Source organism: Halopseudomonas aestusnigri (assembly GCF_002197985.1).
In the GTDB taxonomy this organism is placed as follows: Bacteria; Pseudomonadota; Gammaproteobacteria; order Pseudomonadales; family Pseudomonadaceae; genus Halopseudomonas; species Halopseudomonas aestusnigri.
Window position 1 is genome coordinate 11,312 of record NZ_NBYK01000019.1, and the last position, 25,403, is coordinate 36,714.

General features: G+C 59.8%; 17 protein-coding genes and 1 pseudogene. 8 read left to right on the forward strand and 10 right to left on the reverse strand.

The window, feature by feature from the left end:
- Nucleotides 1-13: 13 nt before the first annotated feature.
- From B7O88_RS16950 to B7O88_RS16965, 4 genes are all read right to left on the reverse strand, one after another.
- Nucleotides 14-2,422 carry an EAL domain-containing protein gene (locus B7O88_RS16950; RefSeq protein WP_200818420.1) on the reverse strand — a complete coding sequence of 803 codons (2,409 nt, stop codon included), beginning with the start codon at nt 2,420-2,422 and terminating at the stop codon, nt 14-16.
- Between the two features lie 52 nt (nt 2,423-2,474).
- On the reverse strand, nt 2,475-2,903 hold the full coding sequence (locus B7O88_RS16955) for a response regulator (RefSeq protein ID WP_200818419.1): 429 nt from the start codon (nt 2,901-2,903) through the stop codon (nt 2,475-2,477).
- On the reverse strand, nt 2,903-5,068 hold the full coding sequence (locus B7O88_RS16960; RefSeq protein WP_088277860.1) for a sensor histidine kinase: 2,166 nt from the start codon (nt 5,066-5,068) through the stop codon (nt 2,903-2,905). Before B7O88_RS16960 ends, B7O88_RS16955 begins: the two co-directional genes overlap by 1 nt.
- 81 nt (nt 5,069-5,149) lie before the next feature.
- The gene (locus B7O88_RS16965; RefSeq protein ID WP_200818418.1) at nt 5,150-6,124 is read right to left on the reverse strand and encodes a transporter family protein; all 975 of its coding nucleotides are present in this window, start codon (nt 6,122-6,124) and stop codon (nt 5,150-5,152) included.
- A gap of 122 nt (nt 6,125-6,246) precedes the next feature.
- Between B7O88_RS16965 and B7O88_RS16970 the strand changes: the two genes are divergently transcribed.
- From B7O88_RS16970 to arfB, 3 genes are all read left to right on the forward strand, one after another.
- On the forward strand, nt 6,247-7,281 hold the full coding sequence (locus B7O88_RS16970) for an Lnb N-terminal periplasmic domain-containing protein (RefSeq protein ID WP_160003150.1): 1,035 nt from the start codon (nt 6,247-6,249) through the stop codon (nt 7,279-7,281).
- 14 nt (nt 7,282-7,295) lie between these two features.
- On the forward strand, nt 7,296-8,006 hold the full coding sequence (locus tag B7O88_RS16975; protein WP_088277864.1) for a type 1 glutamine amidotransferase: 711 nt from the start codon (nt 7,296-7,298) through the stop codon (nt 8,004-8,006).
- A gap of 97 nt (nt 8,007-8,103) precedes the next feature.
- A complete protein-coding gene (arfB, locus tag B7O88_RS16980) occupies nt 8,104-8,517 on the forward strand; it encodes an alternative ribosome rescue aminoacyl-tRNA hydrolase ArfB (RefSeq protein ID WP_088277890.1) in 414 nt (137 codons plus the stop codon).
- A 3-nt stretch (nt 8,518-8,520) separates the two neighbouring features.
- Here arfB and B7O88_RS16985 read toward each other — a convergent pair whose 3' ends face one another.
- From B7O88_RS16985 to B7O88_RS16995, 3 genes are all read right to left on the reverse strand, one after another.
- Nucleotides 8,521-10,266 (reverse strand): alkaline phosphatase D family protein, encoded by a 1,746-nt coding sequence (locus tag B7O88_RS16985; RefSeq protein ID WP_088277866.1) that lies wholly within the window; start codon nt 10,264-10,266, stop codon nt 8,521-8,523.
- A 73-nt stretch (nt 10,267-10,339) separates the two neighbouring features.
- Complete coding sequence (locus B7O88_RS16990) at nt 10,340-11,386, reverse strand: DUF2817 domain-containing protein (RefSeq protein ID WP_088277868.1); 1,047 nt, start codon at nt 11,384-11,386, stop codon at nt 10,340-10,342.
- Nucleotides 11,387-11,821: 435 nt separating this feature from the next.
- A complete protein-coding gene (locus B7O88_RS16995; protein WP_088277870.1) occupies nt 11,822-13,039 on the reverse strand; it encodes a serine hydrolase domain-containing protein in 1,218 nt (405 codons plus the stop codon).
- 205 nt (nt 13,040-13,244) lie between these two features.
- Here B7O88_RS16995 and B7O88_RS17000 point away from each other — a divergent pair, with 205 nt between their 5' ends.
- The gene (locus tag B7O88_RS17000) at nt 13,245-13,622 is read left to right on the forward strand and encodes a YkgJ family cysteine cluster protein (RefSeq protein ID WP_088277872.1); all 378 of its coding nucleotides are present in this window, start codon (nt 13,245-13,247) and stop codon (nt 13,620-13,622) included.
- Between the two features lie 48 nt (nt 13,623-13,670).
- On the opposite strand, the gene B7O88_RS17005 is transcribed toward B7O88_RS17000, so the two are convergent.
- Together B7O88_RS17005 and B7O88_RS17010 are read right to left on the reverse strand one after the other, a co-directional pair.
- Nucleotides 13,671-14,639: an alpha-E domain-containing protein gene (locus tag B7O88_RS17005; protein ID WP_088277874.1), complete on the reverse strand. Its 969-nt coding sequence runs from the start codon at nt 14,637-14,639 to the stop codon at nt 13,671-13,673.
- A 3-nt stretch (nt 14,640-14,642) separates the two neighbouring features.
- Nucleotides 14,643-16,100, reverse strand: coding sequence for a circularly permuted type 2 ATP-grasp protein (locus B7O88_RS17010; RefSeq protein ID WP_088277876.1), 1,458 nt, complete (start codon nt 16,098-16,100; stop codon nt 14,643-14,645).
- 209 nt (nt 16,101-16,309) lie between these two features.
- On the opposite strand from B7O88_RS17010, the gene B7O88_RS17015 reads away from it, so the two are divergent.
- From B7O88_RS17015 to B7O88_RS17025, 3 genes are read left to right on the forward strand one after another with little or no spacing between them, the layout of a single operon-like run.
- A complete protein-coding gene (locus B7O88_RS17015; protein WP_088277878.1) occupies nt 16,310-19,627 on the forward strand; it encodes a transglutaminase family protein in 3,318 nt (1,105 codons plus the stop codon).
- Between the two features lie 54 nt (nt 19,628-19,681).
- Entirely contained in the window at nt 19,682-22,270 is a 2,589-nt protein-coding gene (locus tag B7O88_RS17020; protein WP_088277880.1) for a circularly permuted type 2 ATP-grasp protein, read from the forward strand.
- 15 nt (nt 22,271-22,285) lie between these two features.
- Nucleotides 22,286-23,203 carry a transglutaminase family protein gene (locus B7O88_RS17025; RefSeq protein ID WP_088277882.1) on the forward strand — a complete coding sequence of 306 codons (918 nt, stop codon included), beginning with the start codon at nt 22,286-22,288 and terminating at the stop codon, nt 23,201-23,203.
- Nucleotides 23,204-23,315: 112 nt separating this feature from the next.
- Here B7O88_RS17025 and B7O88_RS17030 read toward each other — a convergent pair whose 3' ends face one another.
- On the reverse strand, nt 23,316-24,980 hold the full coding sequence (locus B7O88_RS17030) for an electron transfer flavoprotein-ubiquinone oxidoreductase (RefSeq protein ID WP_088277884.1): 1,665 nt from the start codon (nt 24,978-24,980) through the stop codon (nt 23,316-23,318).
- Between the two features lie 293 nt (nt 24,981-25,273).
- Here B7O88_RS17030 and B7O88_RS17035 point away from each other — a divergent pair.
- Nucleotides 25,274-25,403: pseudogene (locus tag B7O88_RS17035) on the forward strand (electron transfer flavoprotein subunit beta/FixA family protein); the annotation flags it as partial.

The window sequence follows — 25,403 nt, forward strand, 5'->3', positions numbered from 1 at the left end:
TGCTGAGTTCGGCTCAGACAGTCAGGGCAGCGGCACTGCCAAGCTTGTCCAGAGGCACGGGTTTGCTCAGATAATAGCCCTGTACCATGTCACAGCCCAGCGCGCGCAGTGTTTCAAGTTGCGCCGCTGTCTCCACGCCCTCGGCGATGACCTGCAGGTCCAGCTTGTGGGCAAGCAGGGTGATGGCTTCAACGATAGCAAGATCGTTGAGGTCACCCGGCAGCCCCGATACGAAGGTGCGGTCTATCTTCAGGACATGCAGTGGCAAGCGCTTGAGGTAGGCCAGCGAGCAGTAGCCTGTACCAAAATCGTCAATGGCTACAGTAACGCCAAGATCCCTGAGCGCTCCGAGTGTCGAGCGGGATGACTCGAGGTCATTGATCAACATCTGTTCAGTGATTTCCAGCTCGAGTTGCTCTGCTGGCAGCCTGGTGTCACGTAGTACCGCTGCTACCTTTTCGGCCAGGCATCCGGACGAGAACTGGCGTGCCGACAGGTTTACCGATACCCGGGGAGCGTGTCCGTATTCGGCTTTCAGTTGCAGCATGTCCTGACAGGCCTGGCGCAGGACCCAGAGCCCGACTTCGTCGATCAAGCCAGTTTCTTCCAGCAGCGGGATGAAGTCGTTTGGCGCTACCAGGCCGCGTTTGCTGTGGTTCCAGCGCAGCAATGCCTCGACGCCACTGATTTCGCCAGTAGCCAGATTGGCCTGGGGCTGGTAATGAAGGACGAACTCCCTGCGCTCCAGCGCACGGTGCAGCTCGGACTCCAGCGCCAGCAATCGCTGCTGGCGCTCGTTCATGGCTGGCGCATAAAAGCGGAAGGAGTGCCCACCGATTGCCTTGCTTTGGTACATGGCTGAATCGGCGTTACGCAGCAGGGTTTCGGCGCTGTCGCCATCGTCCGGGTATACCGCCACTCCGGCACTGAAGCTGACAAAAATATCCTGGCGAGCGATGCGTATCGGTCGATCGAAAGCTCGTTTTACCTTGTCCAGAATGCCCGGAATAGTGTCAACGTCGGTCAGGTCGCTGGCAATAATTACAAACTCGTCGCCACCGTAGCGCGCAAGGATATCGTTTGGGCGAATGTACCGACCGAGGCGCACGCCGACCTGTTGCAGCAGCTGATCACCGATACTATGACCCAGGCTATCGTTGACCCGCTTGAAATTATCCATGTCAAGAAAAATGACCGCAGTCAGGTGGTTAAGCTGTCGGGCTCGGTGCATTTCGGTCTGCAGTTGTTCCGCCAGCAACACCCGGTTAGCCAGGCCGGTCAGCAGGTCATGGGTCGCCTGGTGCTGCAGCTGGGCCTCGAATTGCTTACGCTCGCTGATGTTACGGGCAATCGTCGAGTAGTAGGCGATTCGTTCGCTCTGGTCACGGTGCGCCATGACCACCTGGTGCAGGTAGATGTTTTGCCCGGCGCTATCTTTCAGAACTGACTCACGTTCCCAGACGCCGTGTTTTTCTGCTTGAGCAAGGGCTCCGAGGATCAGCTGTTGAGCGGCATTTAAAGCCCGGCTCGTCGCGCCCCTGTCATCATGATCTACAGGTACTTTGGAGAGTAGTGTATGGCCTGACTTGTTGAGGTAGATCACCTTGCCTTTGGCGTCAGCGATAGCGACGACATCCGTAGTTGCCTCGAGGATCGCATTCAGTCGGCTGCGGTCCTCGTCCGCCAGGACCCGCTCGGTAATATCACGGCCGGTGGATACAAAGTGGGTAATCTGGCCCTGCTGATTGACCAGCGGGGTAATTGTCTTTTCCTCGAAAAAGAGTTCTCCATTCTGCTTTCGATTGATCAGGGTGCCCCGATACACCTGCTTGCTTAGTACGGTTTGCCACAATTCGGCGTAGGTGGATGGATCCTGGTCATGCGATTTGAGCAGGGCCGGGGTGTGTCCTCGGGTACCGGCGGACCCGTAGCCGGTCAGCTGTTCGAAAGCCGGATTGACGTACTCAAACTCGCCTTCGCGGTTGGTAATGAAAATGCTGTCTGCAGCCTGTTCAACGGCCTGGGAAAGCTTGCGAAGAACCTCCTGTGCCAGTCGATGTTGCTTCTGCAGCGCCTGATCGGCGATCGCCCGCTCAACGGCTGGAGTGAGACGGGTGAGGTCGTTCTTGATAATGAAATCCTGTGCACCTGCCTTGATCGCAGCAACTGCCGCTTTCTCGCCGAGCGTGCCGGAGACAAAAACGAAGGGAATATCCGGATCAAGTTCTCGGACGACGCGCAGCGCCGTCGCACCGTCGAACAGTGGCATCGAATGATCCGACAGGATGATATCCCAATCGCTGTTGGCCATGCGCTGGCGCAGGTCCTTCTCCGTCTCCACCCGATCCCAGTTGATCTCGCAGCCCTGGTTTTCCAGGTGGTTAACGATCAGTAGAGCGTCATCTTCGTTGTCCTCAAGCATGAGGACCTTCCAGCTGTTATCAGATGCGTCCCTGGCCATGGTCGTGCTCCAGTCAGGTGTCGATCGCGGGTTGGTTCAAGCCGAGCCAGTAGTTGCCAAGCTGCTGTGCGACCGTGACGAACTCGTCAAAATCAACGGGCTTGCGAACGTAGCTGTTAGCGCCAGACTGGTATGCCTGCAAGCGATCGCTTGGTTCCAGAGACGATGTCAGCACGACCACGGGCACCATACGCGTGGTGTCGTTGGCGCGAAGCTGGCGCAAAACCTCAAGGCCGCTGAGTTTGGGCAGGTTCAAGTCGAGCAGTATCAGCGCAGGTATCTGCCGATGATCGCCGTGCTGTTCCCCGTAAAGCTGCTGCAGCGCCTGTTCGCCATCTTCGGCTACCAGCACCGGTGTGTTGATACCGTTGTTCTTGAGTGCGTGCAGCATCAAGGCGATATCGTCCGGATTGTCTTCTACCAGCAGTATTGGGTTTTCCATCATTGCTCGTTCTCGACACGTTTGAACTGCAAGTAGAATGTGGCTCCCTGTCCCACAGCAGATTCGGCCCATACTCGACCGCCCAGCTTGTTCATGACACGCGAGATCGATGCCAGGCCAATACCTGTGCCCGGAAAGTCCCGGGCGCTGTGCAGTCGCTGAAACGGTATGAACAATTTTTCAGCATAGCTCATGTCAAAGCCGACGCCGTTATCGCGCACGAATATTACGTCGCCGTCTTCACTTTCCGCTCGGCCAACCTCAATCCGCGGATGCACCGCACCGGCGGTAAACTTGAACGCGTTTCCCAGCAGGTTATCCATCGCTACGCCAAGCAAGGCAGGGTCAGCCTGCACTTTGATGTTCGGTTCGATGTGCACTTCAATCTGCCGATCCGGTTGGCCTTCGCGCAGGCGTTCGATTGCGCTGGAGGCGACCCGGCTCAGATTCACGCTCGCCAGCTTGACATCAGCACGTGTCACGCGGGCGAGCATGAGCAGATCGTCAATCAGGGTACTCATGTTCTGTGCGGCCTTGCGGATGCGATTGAAATAATCTGCTTCCTGGACGTCGAGTTTGCCCTCGAGGCTGGTTTGCAAAATCTTGCTGAAACCGTCTATGGCCCGCAGCGGTGCTCTGAGGTCGTGGGATACCGAGTAGCTGAACGCCTCAAGCTCACCGTTGACCGCCTGCAGTTCGGTATTTTGCCTGGCCAGGCCTTCGTTGAGCTGACGAATCTTGCGCTCGGTTGCACGACGCTCTGTGGCGTCACGAATGGCGCAAAAAATCAACTGGCCGCTGGGAGAGTGGATCGGACTCAGACTGATCTCGACCGGCAGTTGGCTGCCATCCTTGCGTCTGGCACTCAGGCTAAGCCCCATGCCCATCGGCCTGGACTGTGCATCCTGAACATAGCCCTCTCGGTGGCGTACATGGCGTTCGGCTGCCTCGGGGGGGATCAGCACTTCAACTTTCTGGCCGATCAGTTCGTCCTGATCGTAGTCAAACATAACCATCGCCTGTTCGTTCATCAGGGTGATGGTCCCTTTGGGGTCGGTCATGATGATGGCGTCCGGCGCGGCTTCAATCATTGCGCGAAACAGGGATTCGCTGGTGGCCAGACTCGACTCGCTGGCGCGGCGCTGGGCAATGGAACGGGCGAGCATCAGCGAAAGTAGAGCAAACAACAGAATGACCAGTCCACCGGCCTGCCAGAGACTCCGTCCGGCGGGCTGGCTATTGCCGTAGAACTGGTCGTAGCTAAGCTGGGAGATCAGATACAGGCGTCCCAGCGACTGACTGAGGGGGGTATCGTTGCGCGGATCGAAGTCAAGACTGGCGAAGTGGTAGATGGCATCGTCCGTTGTGGCGCTGCCTTCATTTTCCGCCCGAATTATCTGACTCCACAGCGATACGTATTGCTGTGACAAGCTGGCGTCGCTGCGGTCCGACAGCATGAATCCCCAGTTTTTTTCGGGATCGCTTGCCTTTAGCCAGTAACCGTTGGCGTTCACCAGCCACAGGGCACTCTTGTTCGGCTTGTCCAGCGAGGCTAAGGCGTCGAGCAGATACTGCCCGCGGTAGTTGATGACCAACAGGTACTTGGGGTGTCCATTGGCATCGGCAACGGGGGTGACGACGCGAATGGTCGGGTGGAATGGGCGCTCGATCTCGCCATGTTCAACATTTAGCTCAAACGGTGAAAAGTAAACGCTGCCGATTGGTTGCTGCAGGCCGAGCTGCACATAGTAGCGTTGGCTTTTGTCCTGCAGTCTTGCCGCTGGCAGTGCCAAAGGCTGGCCGTCGGTCAGTTCCACGCGGATCTGTTCGTATCCGGCGAGGTCAAGGAGGCGGATACGGTCGTACTGCGGGTGGTAGCGCTGGAAGGTTGCGAAGGTAGCAGTGGCCTGTTCTTCAGATTGCTGCAGGGCGAGCTGGCCGGCGAGGTAAAGGGCATCGGCCTCAATACGGGACAGCCAGTTGCTGAGCAGGCTCCGTGCCGAGTCTACCTGTGCCTGCTGCTCTATGGTTGCGGTGGCCCGTGCCCCCTGGCGCTGGTTGTGTATCAGTCCAGTGGTCACGAATACGGTCAATAGCGTCAGTGGCAGCCAGATGAGGAAAAAGTACTGAAGTACGTTTTTACCCTGGTCCATGCGGATCGGCATCGTATCTTCATCCCTGATGCTCGTGAGTAAAGCTTTTTACGATCACCGGGTCAGTATAGGTTACGCCCGTAATCCTGCATCTCACTCGCGCGTCAGTTGCGCCCTGAACAACATTTCCAGTCGCAGACTGATGGCCCAGCGCGGCTTGAAATCGGCTTCACGCGGGAAGTGCAGCGCGGGCACAATATCCCAGTAGAGGTACTGGCGATGGATGTCGCGCCGATAGTCGGTCTGCAGGTAATAGTCGTTGACCCTTGGGTTTGAGGAGCTGCCGCCGACGATGACCGCCGAGTAGCGAATGGCACTGCGTTTGCCCAATACTATGTTGAGTTGCGTACTCTGCGAGAATTCAAGTTGGTCGTAATCCTCCTGCCATTGCAGCTGGCTGACAAAGCGCAGGTGGCGGGTGCTGTCCAGTGGTCGGCCAACGTCCCAGCGCGAGCGAGCAGAGTAGCCGTCATGCTCGAACCAGGAGGCGCGATTGTAGCTGGATAGTTGCCACGGGCTGTCGCCCAGTTGCCAGAGCCGCTCAGCGCTGTAGCGCAGGTACGGATTGACCGGCCAGTGCAGTTTTACCCCCGCGCCAACCCGGGTGTGCCAGCCTTCGCGTTTGTCGCGGCTGCCCAGTCTGCTCAGGCCAGCGACGGTATCGCCAAGGCCATCGGTGTCATTACGCAGCCGTTCGGCGCCTTGTTCTTCAAGGGTGCCTCGGCTCTCCTCGGGATCACTCTCGATAATCAGCCGCAGCCGCTCTTCGGTGGTTGGTACATCGAGTTTGAAGCGGATGCCGGGGTCGATATCAAACTCTTCGGATTCGGCCCAGTCGAAGTCGGTACTCAGGCGCAGGTAGGACTCGTTGTCGACGCTGTCGCTGTCGATGGTGCCAAAAAAACCGTCGATGTTGCGGGCGGTATTGTCGACCCAGCGCGTCACGCTGTCGTGGATCGGGGTAATGGTATCGATCGCCCAGGGGGAGAGATCTGAATCATTCGTTTCGTCTGCGCCGGTCACGCCGGCGGTTAACAGCAACATCAATGCAAAGATATGTTTGCCCATGCTGTTTCTCCTTTCCCTTGGCTGCAGTATAGCCGCTCTGGCAGATGGCACCGGGGCGCCAAGGGTGTAGACTTCGCACCTGTAGGGCGCTGTATTCAACGGCGATCCGTTGGGGAGGCGTCATGCTGGAGACAGTGCAGGCTTTGATGGTAGTGCTGGTATCGCTTTGGGCGATCCCTGCGCTGTGGTTCCATCGTCCGCGTCGTCTGTGGTTACGCTATCTGCCACTCGGTTGCTGGGTGCTGGTCATGACGCTGGTGCTTAGTCTGACCTCACGCGGCGAGGCCATTGACGCGCTGCTGTGCTTCCTGGCTGCCTTTGGCCCCTTGCTGCTGTGGTGGCGAGGTGTGCTGCCCAAAGGCAACTGTGACTGGGCCGACGATATGGCCTATACGACTACCGGGACTGTCGACGGGGACGTCCTGCGATTGCAGCGGGTGCGTTGCTTCGAGTGGCGCAGTGCCGACGATTACGATATCCGCTGGCAGAGTCGTGAATACGCACTCTCTGCGTTGCAATCGGTTGATATGTTTCTGTCATTCTGGGGCCATCGCTCAATCGCGCATATGCTGGTTTCCTTCGGGTTTGCCGATGGCCGATATTCGACCTGGTCGGTCGAAATTCGCCGCGCCCGCGGCGGTGATTACTCGGCAATTGCAGGCTTCTTCAAACACTTCGAACTCAACATCGTCGCCAGTGAAGAGCAGGATATCGTCAAGGTACGCACCAACCATCGGGATGAGGACATGTACCTGTATCGCACCCGATTGACACCTGCCGCCGGCCGCGCGTTGCTGCTGGGCTACGTCGAGGTTGCCAATCGGCTGGCGGTGTCGCCGCGCTTCTATCACACGCTGCACGCCAACTGCACCAACGTTGTCTTCCGGCTGATGCAACGCATTCGTCCTGATCTGCGTTCGGATATCCGCTTGCTGCTCAGTGGTTTTCTGGACAACTACGTATACCACCAGGGTGGCTTGCAGCCAGGTTATTCGCTGGCCGAGTTGAAGCGGCTCGGGCGAATAACAGAGCGGGCAAGGGCGGTGACTGAAGACGAGGATTTCTCAGCCTGCATCCGCAAGGGCGTTCCGGGCTGTGAGGATGAGTACCAGGCAGGACGCCATGATCAAGCTGCTGGCGTGACGGCGCCGTTTTGATGGAAGGAATTAGCATGAAAGTAGGTCTGTTGCAGTGTGATGATGTGAACGAGCTCCTGCTGCCCGCCCACGGAAACTACCCGGAGATGTTCGAACTGGCACTGCGCAAGCGTCTGCCGCAAATGGACTACCGTATCTACCCCGCCCACAAGGGTGAGTTGCCCGGCGATCCGCATGAGTGCGATCTGTATGTGATCAGCGGCAGCAAGCATGGCGTCTACGAGCAGCTGGACTGGATTCGCTCACTTGAAGGGTTTATCGCCACTCTGTGGAGCGAGCGCAAACCGCTGATCGGGGTCTGCTTCGGGCATCAGGTTATGGCCACGGCAATGGGGGGCGAGGTTCGCAAGTCTGATCGTGGCTGGGGCGTTGGCGTGTCCTTTAACCAGATCCATGAGCCCAAGCCATGGATGCAGCCGATCCAGGACAAGATCGATCTGATCGTCAGTCATCAGGACCAGGTCGTTGAGTTGCCGCCCCATGCGCAAGTTATCGCCGGCAGTGATTTCTGCCCGAATTACCTGTTGCAGTACGGCGATCACTTTCTCAGTGTTCAAGGCCATCCGGAGTTCGAAAAAGCCTATTCCGAGGCCTTGATGGATATGCGCACGGCGTCAATACCGCCCGCTCGGGTACGCGCCGGCAAGGCGTCTCTGCACGCTGCTGTGGACAGCGACCTGATGTTCGACTGGATCATCAACTTCGTTCAGCAAGCCCGCGGTTGATAGGGTTTTGCCTGTCGCGCAGCATCGGCGTATGCTGCCCGGGTTGACATCTGCGCGGGAGCGCCGGTGTTTCAGCTCATACACCAACGGTGGCGCAATGATTTATATCTCCAACCAGGTTCAGCTCGGCGACTGGGAAGTCGAGATGACCGCTGTGCGCGCACAGGGCGCGGGCGGTCAGAACGTCAACAAGGTGTCCAGCGCAATCCATCTGCGCTTCGACATCAATAACTCCAGCCTGCCGCTGTTCTACAAGGAGCGCCTGCTGGCGCTGCGTGACTCGCGCATTACCAGTGATGGCGTGATCATCATCAAGGCTCAGCAGTTCCGTACTCAGGAAATGAACCGCGAAGACGCCATCAACCGGCTGCGCGAGCTGATTCTGGCTGCCGGCGTAGTGCAGAAGAAGCGCCGCCCGACCCGTCCGACCCGCAGTTCGCAGGTCAAACGGGTGGAAGGCAAGGTCAAGCGCGGTCAGACCAAGCAGCTGCGCGGCAGGGTCGACATCTGATTTTCAGCTGAGCGTCGGCACCAGAACCCGGTTTGCAGCGCCTGGCAAGGTGCGCAGGCTTTTGGCCCGGCCAGTGTCCAGATTCCAGGTTGACGACTTCACTGTATCCACGAAGCGCCAGTCTGCGACTGCATCATTGGTGGTGAAGGTGACGACCAGATATCCGCGCTGATTGGCATTCAGGTATTCCAGACCGTCGGCCAGCGTCGTGATCGCCTGTTCGGCGCCCGGCACTTCGGCATCGCTCAGACCCAGATACTCCTCGAGCCCGGGCGAGCTGACTGAGGCGGTGGCAAATTCCACACCGACGGCATCGCCGCTGAGGGTGGCCAGATTATTGGCCCAGGCATTGTGGGTGTCGCCCGCCAACACAATCAGGTTCTGGTTCAGACCGCGTGCGGTGCCCAGCAATACTTCCCGCTCATAGGCATAGCCATCCCAGGCATCGAGGTTGTACGGGATAACGGTCTCGATACGCGCTATTTCTTCAGAGGTCAGAGTCGGATCGCCGGCCTGCCGACGCAGTTTGATGGTTACCAGCTCGGTGAGCATCGTGGTCAGGTCACCTGAACCCGGGCTCTGCAGCGCGGTCAGCATCTCCGCCGGCAGCAGCATGCGGCCCATGAGGATCTGTTGGCCCAGCACCTGCCAGATGGCAGTCGAGGTCGCGAGCTGGGTCTGCAGCCAGTTCAGCTGTGTCTGGCCGAGCAGGGTGCGGTTGCTGTCGCTGACATCGGCTGCAAAAGCCGTTGCGTCAAACCCGCTGGCGCCGATGTAGTTGGCGTAGTCCAGTTGCTCATCGCGGCCGATTATCCGGGTGTCCAGCATATGCAGACTGACCAGGTCGCCGAAGTCGAAGCGGCGATAGATGGTTTCCTCGTCGTTAGCAGAAGCAGGGCGCACCGGCATCCATTCAAAATAGGCCTGTAGAGCCGCCAGCTTGCGGGCGGTAAAGTCGCCTTCTCCCTCGTTGTGGTTTTCTGCGCCGTCACGCCAGGTATCATTGGCCACTTCATGGTCATCCCACACGGCGATAAAGGGCGCAGCGGCGTGCAGCGACTGCAGGTCGGTGTCGGTGCGATACAGCGCATAACGGCGACGATAGTCCGTCAGCGTGAGGATTTCGCCAGCGTTGTTGTCGGGCAGCAAGCGGCCAAGGGCTGCGGCGTCTTCGGTGGCGTAGCCGCCGTTGCCGTACTCGTAAATGTAATCGCCGAGGTGAATGACTGCGTCCAGCTCTGACTCTGCCGCTGCCGCGGCGTAGACATGGAAATAACCGGCCGGGTAGTTGGAGCAGGACATTACCGCGAAGCGCACCTGATCGATGCTGCCTGCCGGCAGGGTTTTCATTCGGCCGACCGGCGAGATTACATCAGCAGCCTTGAACCGGTAGTAGTAGTTGGTACCTGGCAACAGGTTCTGCGCATCGACCTTCAGGGTGTAATCCCGCGCAGCGCCGGTGGTTGCTGTGCCGCTGTGAACCAGGTCGGTGAATGCCGCGTCAGTCGCTATTTCCCAGCCGACACTGATGTCGGAGCTGCGGCCATCGAGCGGAGTCACACGGGTCCAGATGATGACGCGGTCAGCGAGCGGGTCCCCGCTGGCTACGCCGTGATTGAAGCTCAGCTCGCGAGCAGCGTCGTCCGAAGAGCTGCTGGAAAGGCAGCCTTGAAGGCCGCTGGATACCACGATGGTGCCGACAGCGAGCGCTGATGCACGAAGAAAATCACGCCGGTTGAGTCCGCTCATTTCCTGCTCCTGATGATTTTTGGGCTGGGGCAGAAGGGTGGCAGTGTGGTGTGACAGGCTGACGACGGGATGGTTAAGGCTTGTCGACAAACCACAGGTCGATTGCCTGCCGGGTGAGCAGATCGCGGTTCCGAGCAGCTGGAATCCAGTTTTGCCAGCAGCGGGTGGCGTTGGTAAGAAACTCGAACAACGGCAGATGCTGGCGCAGGACCCGGCGCTTGCGATGGCTGATGACCGGGTTGAAATAGCCGAAGTAGTCGAACATCTGCCGAGGATTTTTGCGCACCCACAGCCAGGAGCCCATTTCCAGGGTAAAGGGCAGGAACAGGTTTTGCGGGTGGTGTTCCAGACCGTGGTCGTAGAGGTAGTCCCAGAGGTCGCCGTGGGTGGTGTAGTTGATCGACTGCGGCTCGATGATATACGGGTGGTGGTGCGGGTAGGTCTGCTCGAACAGCTGCTTGAGGCTCAGCACCTCGGCGATGTGCTCAATCGGCTTGTGGCTGCGTGCGTAACTGCACCAGAGCCGGTCGCGGCGACCGAAGCCGCTGTGGCAGTCGACACTCATTGCGAAGGGGGCTGACAGCATCCGTTGCTGCACGACGCTGACCACCGCCGCCGACTCGGCTTCCATCGGGGCGCCCAGTTTGCCGCGATACCACGGCAGACGCCTGCTGATGCGATGCCCGCTTACCAGCCAGGGTACCGGCCCCATCGCATCGACCGGCGCGTTACGCATCAAATCCACCCCATTGAGGTTGCTGCGCCGGTGATGCCAGATCCCGCCGGGGTTGATCATCGGCATGAACAGCAGCCGCACGCGCTCAAGCTGCTCGCGCAGCTGATCGTCCCAGTCCAGCCGGTTGACCAGACTGTGCAGCCATGAAATCAGCACCTGCGTGCCGATCCGTTCAACCCCGTGTACGCCGCCAAAAAAGCCGATAACCGGTGCCTGCGGTGAGCGGCTGCCGAGTTCAATCACCCGGATTGGGATATCCAGACCGTTGACAGGCACCTTGAGTGGGGTGGTAACGCGCAGATGACGTGCCGCCTGATGCAACAAGGCTTCGAGCTGGGTGTGCTCTGGGAGGTGACGTTGGATCAGGTGTTGCGCGTCGCTCATGATGCACTCGGGCGTGGGATAGCCCGATGGTGGCAGGGGAGTGTGACGATTAGGTGACGGATTGGTGTTCGTGTGAGTCGGGCGCGGCATGCCGCGCCCCTACGCAAACCTATGTCGTAGCGCGGACTAGAAGTCCCCGTTTGCGCGGGCGAGTAGCGCAGGGCCGGCGGGACAGAGGACGGCAGCCTGTTTGAGGCTCGAAGAGCCGAGTTCTGCCGGCCCCCGCTGGCCCGAGCAACGCAGCGAACCCGAAGGGCCGCGCAGCCGGGGTGCCCCAGGGGGCGTTAGGGGAAATGGGCAAGCATTTCCCCTGACTCGCCGTGAAGGCGAAAAACGAATCACCTGCCAGCTTGGCAATCAGCCTTAACGACGAACTGCAATGGGTTGAGACTATCCAGCGGCGCCGGTGCCATACGGCAAAGCAGCCTGCAAACCTCAATCCACCAACGCGCCATTGATGATCGCCCGCAACTCCTGCCTTACCGGATAACTCGACGACGGAATCAGCTGGGTCATAAACACCATCAACAGATCCTCAACCGGATCAACGAAGAAGTTGGTACTGGCCATGCCGCCCCAGCCGTATTCGCCGACGGAGCCGTTGGTCTGCGATTTGGCGACGTCGATCTTGACTGAAAAGCCGAGACCGAATCCGCTGCCCTCGTAGGGCGTTTCACTGAAGGAACCGACGGATACACCGGGCAGATCCTGGTTGCCGGGCAGGTGGTTCATGCGCATGAATTCAAGCGTCTTGCGGCCGATGATGCGGGCGCCGTTCAGTTCACCACCGTTGGCCAGTGCCTGGGCAAAGCGGTAGTAGTCGTCGATGGTCGAGACCAGACCGCCGCCGCCGGAGAGAAAGCCGTGGGCCTTGGTGAAGCTGGAATCCTGAGGGTCATCCTGCAGACTGAAGCTGCCGCCGGGCTGGAACTGATAGCAGGCGGCGAAGCGCGGGATGCGATCGGCCGGGACGGTGAAGAAGGTGTCGCTCATCTCCAGCGGGTCGAAGATATGGCGCTTGAAGTAGTCGTCCAGGCTCATGCCCGACAGTACTTGCACCAGATAACCGCAGACGTCTGTCGCCACCGAGTAGTTCCAGGCCGTGCCGGGCGAGAACTCAAGCGGCAGCCGTGACAGTTCGTCGATCAGACGGTCGAGGGTCAGGCCGGGGCCGCCGTCGAGTTTGAGCGCCCGGTAGGCGGCGTCGACGTTGGTGCGATTCATGAAGCCATAGGTCAGACCGGACTGGTGGGTCAGCAGGTCACGGATGGTCATGGGGCGCTCGCAGGGGGTGGTCAGAATCTGCGGATGGCTGCCGGTCTTGTAGACGCGCAGGTTGCTCCAGCTGGGGATGTACTTGTGGACCGGGTCATCCAGCAGAAAGCGACCTTGTTCGTACAGCTGCATCAGGGCAACAGAGGTGACCGGCTTGGTCATCGAGTAGATGCGGAACAGCGTATCGCGCTCGACCGGCAGGCCGCGCTCCACGTCTCTCAGCCCTTGTGCTTCGCAATAGACAACCTGGCCACGGCGCGCCACCAGAGTCAGAGCGCCGGGCAGCTTGCCTGCGTCAATATAGGCCGATTGCAGGTGAGTGCCGATGCGTGAGAGCCGTTCCAGGTCAACGCCGGCGATGCAGTTGCTGTTTGCCATGGATCTATCCGTCTTGTTCGTGAGCCGTCGATAGTAGCCTGTCCGGCGGCGAAGCAGAAAGCGCTGCGGCGGCCAAATGGTCTGCCATCCAGCGTCGTGATGGTGGTTACAAAATAAAGTTCGGGGCGCTGTCTCCGGGCTCTTGTGCGGCGACGCGGCGCGGAGTAAAAAACGCGCTCCGGAGCAGCATGAGGATTGCGATGAAATGAGCGACCATTCGCCCTGTCTGAACTGCGGTGCCTGTTGCGCCACATTCAGGGTGTCTTTTTACTGGGGAGAAACTGACAGTGCCCCAGGGGGTGACGTACCCACCCAGCTTACTGAACAGATAACACCGTACCGTGCCTGCATGCAGGGCACCAATCAGCCCCAGCCGCGTTGTGTGGGTCTGATGGGAACGGTCGGTGAGGGCGTTCGCTGCAGTATCTACGAGAAACGCCCTAGTCCTTGCCGTGACTTCCCCTTTCACGGTGAAAACGGGCTGGACAGCCCGGACTGTCAGCGCGCCAGAGCCGCTCACGGCTTGCCCCCGCTACCGTCCAATCCGACCCGCCCGCGCCTGATCCCGATCGTAGCTGCCTGAGTGAGGTGTCCCGCCGCCGAAGTGTTGAACTCTCGGCGGCGGGTGCCCTCAGCTCCCGCTCTGACTCTGGCTCTGATTGAGCTCCTGCTGGGCAAAATAGGTCTGGCTGATGGCCGCGTGCAGGTCGTCGAAATCGATCTGGATTTCATCGACAAAGGCGTGCAACTGATCCGGTTCTGCAGCCAGCAGCGTTACGTCCGGCTTGCTCAGGTCCTGCCGGCAGGTTTCGACTTCCTTCAGTGCCAGTTCATGACGTGGCAAACCTTGCAGCGCTTCTGCCAGACGGTCCATGCAGCAGGCGACGCTGCGCGGGAATAGCCGGTCCTGGAGCAGAAAACTGAGCACGTCCGGCCCGCGGATACGCAGGCGCACATGCTGGCGGTACATCTGGTAGCCGGTCAGTGACTTGAGCACACTCATCCACTGCAAGGTCTCGAAGGGCTTGAGGTCTTCTGCGCTGCGCGGCAGCAGATTGGCCGAGCGCACATCAATGATGCGGGTGGTCATATCTGCGCGTTCGAGCTGTCGTCCGACGATCAGAAAGGAGCGCACCGGCGTATAGCTGAGCGTACCTTCAATGAGACCGTTGACGGTCTGACAGCTGCGGATCACCCGGCCCAAAAATGCATCGCGCCGGCGCGGAGTGATACCTGAGCCAACCTGCTCCTTAACGCTCAGGTACAGCTGGTTGACCTCTTCCCAAATCTCCCGCGGGATGACGTCGCGGGTGGTGCGCAGGTTCTCCCGCGCGGCGGCCAGCGAGCTGAGGATCGAGCCGGGATAGCGACGGTCGCCACACATGAACGACAGCACGCTGGCTTCGTCACGAGTGGGGTAGAACTCGTCGAACAATTCGTCATTGCCGGTAATGGCGATGATTTCGGACCAGCCGAGCTTGGTTGCGCGCGGCAGGTCCAGCAACAGGTGGCTGTTCACACTCAGCAGGCGAGCGGTATCTTCGGCGCGCTCGAGGTAGCGGGCCATCCAGTAAACGTTTTCGGCAACTCGTGAAAGCATTGGTCAGTTCCCCGCCAGGTCTACGATCCAGGTGTCCTTGCTGCCGCCGCCCTGAGAGGAGTTGACGACCAGCGATCCCTTGGTAAGTGCGACCCGGGTCAGGCCGCCGGTGGTAACCCAGGTAGACTCCCCGGACAGGATGAACGGCCGCAGGTCGACGTGACGTGGCTCCATCTGGTTGTTGCCGCACAGGGTCGGCGAGGTCGAAAGACTGAGGGTTGGCTGCGCCATGTAGTTGCGCGGGTCTGCCTTGATCAGCTCGGCAAATTTGTCGCGTTCCTTCTTGCTGGCGTGCGGGCCGATCAGCATGCCGTAGCCGCCGGACTCGTTGGCGGGCTTGACCACCAGCTTGTCGAGGTTATCCAGCACGTATTTGCGGTCTTCCTCGAACATGCACAGGTAGCTGGGTACATTCGGCAGCAGCGGCTGCTCGCCGAGGTAGTACTCGATGATCTTGGGCACGAAGGCGTAGATCACCTTGTCATCGGCCACGCCGGCGCCCGGCGCATTGGCCAGTGCCACGTTGCCCTTGCGCCAGGCGCGCATCAGGCCGTGCACGCCGAGCATGGACTCGGGGTTGAACACCTCGGGGTCGATGAACATGTCGTCGACCCGGCGGTAGATCACGTCGACCCGGGCCAGCCCGTCGATGCGGCGCATGTAGACGCAGTCGTCGTCGCCAACCACCAGATCCGTGCCCTCAACCAGCTGCACGCCCATCTGCTGGGCAAGGTAGGAGTGCTCGTAGTAGGCGGAGTTGTATATGCCGGGTGTAAGAATGACGATGCACGGGTCGTCGCCGGGACGGGGCGAGAGTGACGCGAGCATGTCGTACAACTGCGCGGTGTAGTCGTCGACCGGCTGAATCTGGCCGGTGGCGAACAGGTCGGGCATCACGCGCTTGGTGACGTTGCGGTTCTCAAGCATGTACGACACACCTGACGGCACCCGCAAGTTGTCTTCCAGCACGTAGAGGGTGCCGTCCTTGTCGCGCACCAGGTCCGAGCCGCAGATATGTGCCCAGACGTTATGCGGCGTGGAGATGCCGACGCACTGCGGACGGAAGTTGACCGACTGGGCCAGCACCTCGCGCGGCACCACGCCGTCCTTGACGATCTTCTGGTCGTGGTAAAGGTCGTCGATAAACATGTTGAGCGCCTGCACCCGCTGCTTGAGTCCGGCGTCGGTCTTTTGCCATTCGGCCAGCGGGATGATGCGCGGCACGATGTCGAAGGGCCAGGCCCGGTCGATCATGTTGCCTTCGGTGTAGACAGTGAAGGTGATGCCCATCAGCTGGATGGCAACTTCAGCCGCCGTCTTGTGTTCGCTCAGCTCGCGGGCATCGAGGTTGGCGAGGTATTGGCACAGCAGCTCCGCCTCCGGTCGCGGCTGCCCTGGTGCCTTTATCAGCTCATCGTAGAAGCCTTTGGATGTGTAATCGTCCCAGTTTACTTTGCTCATTCAGCTACTCTGTCCGCCAGGGGAAGGGATACTCTGCAACTTGCAATTGCCATACCAGATGCACCGGATCAGGGCATGGGGCGCTGGGTGCACTCGAATAATTGTCACCCAACCGTGTTAACAAAATAGGACGCTCGCCGATTGGCACAGCCATTGCTTCGTTGACCGGCTGGATGGATTGACCGCATACATTGATGGGATAACGGAACATGACTATTCGCGTTGCACTCCGGCATGAAACCCACTACGAGTTCGACAAGCCGATTTCGGTTGCGCCCCATCTCATCCGGTTGCGTCCCGCACCCCACTGCCGCACGCCAGTTGATGCCTACAGCCTCAAGGTTAGCGGAGGTGAGTACTTCATCAACTGGCAACAGGATCCATTTGGCAACCACGTTGCGCGGCTGGTGTTCCCGGAGAAGATGACCAGCCTCGGAATCGAGGTAGAGTTGATTGCACCAATGACGGTGATCAACCCCTTTGATTTCTTTGTCGAGGAGTACGCAGAGCACTTTCCGTTCGCATACCGAAATGAGCTTAAAAAGGAGCTGGCGCCGTATCTGGAGACCGACAAGCCGGGGCCGAAACTGGCCAGATGGCTGGCTTCGGTAGACCAGAGTGAGCGTTCGATCACCGATTTTCTGGTCAGTCTGAATCAGCGGCTGGCCGACGATATTCAGTACATGATTCGTATGGAGCCCGGTGTGCAGAGCCCGGAGCAGACGCTCACACTGGGCAGCGGTTCGTGCCGTGACTCGGCCTGGCTGCTGGTGCATATCTGCCGTCATCTGGGGCTGGCAGCGCGCTTTGTTTCAGGCTATCTGATTCAGCTGACGGCCGACGTCAAGGCGCTCGACGGTCCGTCCGGTACCGAAACCGATTTCACAGACCTGCACGCCTGGACCGAGGTGTTTGTGCCTGGAGCAGGCTGGATAGGGCTGGATCCAACCTCGGGCCTGTTGGCTGGCGAAGGGCATCTGCCGCTGGCCGCCACGGCAGAGCCTGCCAGCGCCGCGCCCATTAGCGGTGCAACCGAGCCCTGCGAGGTGACGTTTTCCTTCGATATGAGCGTCACCAGGGTGCACGAAGATCCCCGTGTAACCAAACCGTACACTGAAGATCAGTGGGCAGAGATTCTCGCGCTGGGTGAACAGGTAGATGCGCAGTTGCAGGCGCTGGACGTACGTTTGACCATGGGCGGCGAGCCAACCTTTGTCTCCATTGATGATATGGATGCACCAGAATGGACCATTGCTGCCCAGGGGCCAACCAAAAGAGGGCTTTCCGAGACCTTGCTACGGCGTCTGCGCCCGCATTTTGCGCCCCAGTCGCTGATTCATTATCAACAGGGAAAATGGTATCCGGGTGAGCCACTGCCGCGATGGGCGCTGGCGTGTTACTGGCGCCGCGACGGTAAGCCCATGTGGCGGGACGACCGCTGGCTGGCCGACATGGATCGGGACTACGGCGTGGACGATGCCAAGGCGCTGCAGTTTGCGCAGGCGCTGACACGGCGCCTTGGCGTCTCGGACTCGCATCTGATCCCCTGTTTCGAGGATGCCTACTATTACCTCTGGCTGGAGCGCACGCAACCGATTGACGTCGATTTGCGCGGCGAAGACCTCAAGGACGATGACAACCGTCTGCGCCTTGCGCGGTTGCTGGAGCGCGGCCTGGATGCGACGGTCGGCTACACGCTGCCATTGGCGGCGACGCAGGGCGGCTGGCTCAGCGGCAGTTGGCCGTTGCGTCGCGAGCAGCTCTATCTGGTGCCCGGCGATTCACCGATGGGCCTGCGGTTGCCGCTGTCGGCGCTGCCGATCGCCCGCCGCGAGGAGCCGCAGCCGACGTCACTGTTCGAGGAGCAGGCGCCGCTGGCAGACCTGCATGGCGAAGTGGCCAGCCGCTACAGTGCAATGTACGCCGACGGGGAGGGTTCGCTTCACCACGTTGCAGCCGGACAGGACTGGCAGGAACAGCGGCCGGAGCTGATCGACTGCGGCGTTATCGGCACCGCGCTGTGCATTGAGCCGCGTGACGGCAAGCTGTTTGTCTTCATGCCGCCACTGGCTCGGCTGGAGTCCTACCTGGAGCTGCTGGCTTCTGTTGAACACACCGCCGCCGAGCTGAATCTGCCGGTCTGCATCGAAGGCTACGCCCCCCCATCGGATAACCGCATCGAGAAATTCATGATCACTCCGGACCCAGGGGTGATTGAGGTGAACATCATGCCCGCGGCCAGCTGGCCTGAGCTGGTGCGCAATACCGAGACTCTCTACGAGGAAGCACGACTGACGCGGCTCGGTACCGAGAAGTTCATGCTCGATGGCCGCCACACCGGCACCGGCGGCGGTAACCATGTCACCCTCGGTGGTCGCACGCCTGCCGAGTCACCTTTCCTGCGCCGGCCGGACCTGCTGGCGAGCATGCTGACCTTCTGGCAGCACCATCCGAGCCTGTCTTACCTGTTTTCCGGCATGTTTATTGGCCCGACCAGTCAGGCACCACGGATTGATGAAGCCCGGCATGAGGCGCTGTATGAACTGGAGATTGCGCTGGCGCAGATGCCGTCCGGCGAGGTACCGCAGCCCTGGCTGGTTGACCGCCTGGTGCGCAACCTGCTGACCGATATTACCGGCAACACCCACCGCGCCGAGTTCTGTGTCGACAAGCTGTATTCGCCCGACAGCGCGACCGGCCGGCTCGGGCTGCTGGAGTTACGCGGGTTTGAAATGCCGCCGCATGCGCGCATGAGTCTGATGCAGCAGTTGCTGATTCGAGCGCTGGTCGCCCGCTTTTATGCCGAGCCTTACCGCCAGCCGCTGGCGCGTTGGGGTACAGCGCTGCATGACAAATGGATGATGCCGCATTATCTGTGGCGTGATCTGTGCGATGTATTGCGCGACCTGCGTGCCCACGGGTTCGATTTCCGTGACGAGTGGTTCGCGCCGTTTCTGGAGTTCCGCTTCCCGCATGCGGGTGAGGTCCAATACGGAGATACCCGCATCGAGCTGCGCCAGGCGATTGAACCCTGGCACGTGCTGGGGGAGGAGGTTGCCGGTGGTGGCACCGCCCGTTATGTGGATTCCTCGGTCGAACGGCTGGAGGTCAAGGTGCATGACTTCAATCCGGCTCGCTATCAGCTGACCTGCAACGGCTTCAAGGTGCCGCTGCAGGCAACCGGCGTGCCGGGCGAACTGGTAGCCGCGGTGCGTTACCGCGCCTGGCAGCCACCGTCCGCGCTGCATCCGATGATCAGTGTCCAGGCGCCGCTGGTGTTTGACTTGATCGACAACTGGAACGGCCGCTCGGTTGGAGGCTGCACCTACCATGTGGTGCATCCGGCTGGCCGCAATTACGAGCATTTCCCGGTTAACGCCAATGAGGCTGAGGCGCGGCGCATGGCGCGGTTCTGGAGCTATGGTCATAGTCAGGGCAAGGCAGGGGAGGTGCGGCAGGCGCCGGGGCAGGAGTATCCGCACACCCTGGATTTGCGCCGCGCTGTCGTTGGCAGCTCTGGTTTATAATCGTCAGTCACCCAGCACACTCGGCTGACCTCAGCCTGAACCAGGAACCGCTCCATGCAACACCTCGCCAATCTGGACCCCGCAGTCAATGCCATTCTCGGGGACTATCCAGGGCATGACGGACATGACGAGTTGCTGAGCGACAACCAGCAGCCGCGCGCTCACTGGCAAGGCGTGCTGGATGATATTGTCCAGCTCGGGCCCGACGTGCTGGCTGCTCGCTCGGAAGAAGCGCAGAACCTGCTGCATGAAAATGGCGTCACCTTCAATCCTTACGAGGACGATCCGGGTCAGTTGCGGTCCTGGCAACTCGATTGCGTGCCCTGGGTCATTCCCACTCAGGAATGGGATGTACTGGAGGCTGGGCTGAAACAACGCAGTCGCCTGCTGGAGCATATTCTTGACGACCTCTATGGTGCCCGGCGAATCATCAGTGAAGGCCTCTTGCCCCCCGAGTTGATCTACACCCATCCCGGGTTTCTGTTTTCCGCCGCTGACGATCCGCCGCAGGTGGAGCGACCGCTATTGATTTTCCACGGTACCGACATTATCCGAGATAGTCTGGGGCAGTGGCAGGTCTTGGCTGACTGGACCCAATCGCCAGGTGGCGCGGGTTACGCGCTGGAGAACCGCATCACATTGGCCCGCGCGCTGCCCAGTCTCTACCGCGATGCGCCGATCAAACGGCTGGCGGGCTTTCTGCAGGCTCAGCATCGCTGCCTGGCCAGCCTGGCCAGCACACACCGAGAGCAGCCGAATATCGTTCTGCTATCGCCAGGCCCGGGTAGCCCCGGTTACTTTGAGCATGCCTGGCTGGCCAATTACATGAACTTCTCGCTGGTCGAGGGCGATGACCTGGTGGTGCGCGACGGCCAGGTTTCCATGCGCACCCTGGGTGGCCTGAAGCAGGTGGATGTCATCCTGCGGCAGATCAACGATCCGTGGTGTGACCCGCTTGAGCTGCGCCCCGACTCGTTGCTGGGGGTGCCGGGGCTGTTGCAGGCCGCACGCTGCGGAAACGTGCATATCGCCAATGCATTGGGTGCCGGTATTTTGGAGCATCCCGGCCTGCTGGCCTTTCTGCCGAGCCTGTGCCGTGAGCTGCTGGGGGAAGAGCTGCTGCTGCCATGCCGGGAAACCCTGTGGTGCGGAGATCCGGCTGCACTGGCGCAGGTACGCGCTGAACTCGATGGTTGGGTTCTGCGTGATATCAGCAAGCCGGGGCGACTCTATCGCGCTGACCAGATGGGGCTTGAGGCGTTGCGTGACCTGCGCATCAGCATGGAGCGCCATCCGTATCTGTTTACCGCTCAGCGACACATCGCACCTGCGGTAGCGCCGGGGTTCAATCCGCAGACCAAGACCTTCGAGCGCCAGAGCGCCACGCTGAGATTCTTCAGTCTGGTAGAGCCTGATGATCTGACCAAGCCGGTCAATGAACGCAATTATCGGGTGATGCCAGGTGGCCTTGCCTGGGTCGGGGAGCCAGGCGCGCCGCTGATGAAAAGCCGCCTGGTAAAGGATGTCTGGGTCACAGCACCGGTGCCGCAGCCGCACATCAGTCTGCTGCGGCAGGCGCTGGGTCCGATTGTCGTGACCCGTGACGGCAAGGACCTGCCATGTCGTGTTGCCGAGAGTCTGTTCTGGATGGGGCGCTATGGCGAGCGGCTGGATATTCGCGGCCGTCTGCTGCGCGAGGCGCTCGCCCGGCTGCTGCAGGATGACCGGCAGGAGAGTGGCTCGCAACTGATGCCGGACCTGTTGCGGGCGCTGGATATTGCCGTCGATCCGGAAGCCTTTGCGGACGAAAGCCTGCCTGCCAACAGCCGCTTTCCGCGTGAATATATCGTAACGCGTGATCGTCTGCTGCAGCTGTTTGCTGATGACCTGCCCGACGGGTTGCCTGCCATCTTTGCCCACTTTGTGCGCAATAGCCGGGCGGTGCGCGATCATTTGGGCGACGACACCTGGCGCGCGATCAACAGCTTGCGGCAGCATTTTAATAGTATGTCGCGAACGCGAGGTGTCGTGGTAGGGCAGCGCCATCTGGAAGCGATGGTGCTGGACCTTGCTGCATTCTTCGGCCTGTGCAACGAAACCATGCCGCATCACTACGGCTGGCGTTTCCTCGACATTGGCCGCTTTATCGAGCGCACACTGGGGTCACTGGAGTTGCTGAAGCTGGCCCTGCTGGATGCCGATGAACCGGGTATTCCACTCTGGGAGGTGGTGCTGGCCACGACCGACAACCTGACGGTGTACCGGCGTCGCTATCGCTCGCAGCTGCACCCGCTGGCCATTCTCGACCTGCTGCTGTTTGATGAAACCAATCCGCGCTCGGTCGGCTACATGCTCAAGCGTCTGGGTCGACAAATTGCCAAGCTACCCTCACCGGGTAGCTCGCCCTATCGCAATCTGGAGCAGCGGCTGATCATTCAGGCGACCAGTTGCCTGCACCTGGTCGATATTGAGACCCTGACCGACCTGGAAGGCTCGCCCGCTGCGCGGGAGGCCTTGAGCAACCTGCTGGATCAGTTGATAGAACCTATGTCTGAATTGTCCAACGCGCTCTCGCATAGCCACTTTAGTCATGTTGAAGCTCCCCGCCAGCTGGTAAGTATGCACTACACTGGCCAGCCCTGAATCGAGGTCTCCACGTTGAGATATCTGTTGCGGCATACCACGCATTATCAGTACAGCGGCGCTGTGACGCTAAGTCACAACGAAGCGCGCATCCTGCCCCGGGTATTGCCCTGGCAGGACTGCAGCAACACCCAACTGGTAATCACGCCTATCCCTGATCGGATGAGGGAGCGCATCGACTTCTTCGGCAATCGGGTGGTGTACTTCTCGATCGAGTCGCTGCACGAAAGCCTTGATGTAACGGTCACCAGTGAAATTGTTACCCATCCCCGGGCCAGCGCCGATATCTTTTCCAGTATCAGTTGGGAGCAGGCGGCCGAGGAGCTGAGACACGATCCGCGACAAACCAATCGCGATGCTCTGGATGCCCGCCTGTATGTGCTTGACTCGCCGTTTATCTTTCAGAGTCCGGGATTGGCCGATTATGCACGCAGCAGCTTTACCCCGGGGCGCAATCTGGTCGATGCCGTACTGGAGCTGAATCAACGCATCTTCAGTGAGTTCACCTACGATCCGGAGTTCACCACACTGGCAACGCCGCTTCAGGATGTGCTGGCAAGCAAGCGCGGTGTCTGTCAGGACTTTGCCCATTTGGGCATAGGTTGTCTGCGTTCCCTCGGGCTCGCAGCCAGGTATGTCAGCGGCTATATGGAAACGTTGCCGCCGCCTGGGCAGCAGAAGCTGCTGGGGGCCGATGCCACCCATGCATGGCTCGCGGTATTTGTGCCCGGCTGGGGCTGGCTGGAGCTGGATCCGACCAACGGCTGCGTACCGGATGAGCGCTATATCATTCTCGGCTGGGGCCGGGATTTTGCGGATGTTACGCCGCTCAAGGGAGTCATGACCGGGGGCGGCGACCACAGCCTCAGTGTGGCGGTGGATGTATTGCCGCAAGAGGAGGGTGCGCAAGGTCAGGTGAGAGATCTTGTCTGACGTGCAACCAGCGACGTGATGACCTGACTGGCTCTGCCTGATAACAAAAAACCGGCCAAAGCCGGTTTTTTGTTGGGTGCGGCTTGGTGCTTGCCGCTGCAGCGCTTGCGCGTTACATGTTCGGGTAGTTCGGGCCACCGGTGCCTTCCGGCGCGATCCAGTTGATGTTCTGGGACGGGTCCTTGATGTCGCAGGTCTTGCAGTGTACGCAGTTCTGCGCATTGATCTGGAAGCGCTTGCTGCCATCGTCATTGCTGACAACTTCGTATACGCCAGCCGGGCAGTAACGCTGTGCCGGCTCGTCGTACAGGGGCAGGTTTTTCTCCAGCGGAATGCTCGGGTCTTTCAGCGTCAGGTGGATCGGCTGGTCTTCTTCATGGTTGGTGTTGGACATGAAGACCGAAGACAGCTTGTCGAAGCTCAGTACGCCATCCGGCTTGGGATAGTCGATCTTGGTCGCTTCGGAGGCTTTCTTCAGGCAGGCGTAATCCGGCTTGGTGTCGTGCAGGGTGACCGGAATCTTGCCACCGAACCAGTTCTGATCGATGTAGTTGAACGCACCACCGAACAGCGGGCCGAACTTGTGGATTGCCGGGCCGAAGTTACGCGCTGCGAACAGCTCTTCGTACAGCCAGCTGGACTTGAAGCTATCAACGTAGTTGGTCAGCTCGTCACCGCCTTCGCGGCCAGCCTGCAGGGCCTCGACGATAGCGTCAGCCGCCAGCATGCCCGATTTCATGGCAGTGTGGCTGCCCTTGATCTTGGCGAAGTTCAGAGTGCCGAGGTCACAACCGATCAGAGCACCGCCCGGGAAGACCATCTTCGGCAGCGAGTTGATGCCGCCCTTGCAGATGGCGCGTGCACCGTAGGCAACGCGCTTGCCGCCTTCCAGGTACTGCTTGATGACCGGGTGATGCTTGTAGCGCTGGAATTCGTCGAACGGCGACAGGTGCGGGTTCGAGTAGGACAGATCGATGATCAGGCCAACGACTACCTGGTTGTTTTCCAGGTGATACAGGAAGGAACCACCGGTGTTTTCGGTACCGACGATGTCCAGCGGCCAGCCGGCGGTATGAACAACCAGACCTTGCTGGTGCTTGGCCGGATCGATGTCCCAGATTTCCTTGATGCCGATACCGTAATGCTGGGCGTCGGCTTCGGAATCCAGGTTGAAACGCTTGATCAGTTGCTTGCCGATGTGGCCGCGGCAGCCTTCTGCGAACAGGGTGTACTTGGCGCGCAGTTCCATGCCGGGGGTGTAGAACCCGTCTTTCGGGTTGCCTTCACGGTCAACGCCCAGATCGCCGGTCAGGATGCCGCGAACAACGCCGTTCTCATCGATCAGGGCTTCCTGGGCAGCAAAGCCCGGATATACCTCTACGCCCAGGCCTTCGGCCTGTTCGGCCAGCCAGCGGCACAGGTTGCCGAGGGAGATAATATAGTTGCCATGGTTGTGCATGGTCTTGGGAACGAGCATGTCAGGCAGCTTGGTTGCCTTCTCTTCGCTGGTGAGCATATAGATGTCATCGCGAACGACGGCGGTGTTCAGCGGAGCGCCAAGCTCTTTCCAATCGGGGAACAGTTCTTCCAGGGCGCGCGGCTCGAATACGGCACCGGAGAGAATGTGGGCGCCGACTTCGGAACCTTTCTCTACGACACAGACGCTGATTTCCTGACCGGCTTCAGCAGCCTGTTTCTTGATTCGACATGCAGCTGCCAGGCCAGAGGGGCCGGCACCTACGATGACAACGTCAAACTCCATGAATTCGCGTTCCACTATCTCTCTCCTAACTCTAGGCCCGTCACATGTATCGATTCTTTGTTGATCTGCCATGATCGATTAAGCCGCGGAGTATAACAGCCCGTGTTTTGCGCTCCAACGCTAAGATGGCGTTTTGATCGTTTATTAGACCTTTAGTCGAATTGCTCCTATTGACCACCTGTGCGTGGAAAGTCATGATAGAGAGCTTTTGAACGTCGGGCTCCATCTGGTCTGATCGTGAACGATCCTCTTTTTATAGTCACGATTATGGCCGGCCCTGTTTTGGCTACACATTGAATGAGGCAATCATGAAGGTACTTGTAGCGGTTAAGCGGGTCGTTGACTACAACGTCAAGGTTCGCGTCAAGGCGGACAACTCCGGTGTTGACCTGGCCAACGTCAAGATGTCGATGAACCCCTTCTGCGAAATCGCCGTAG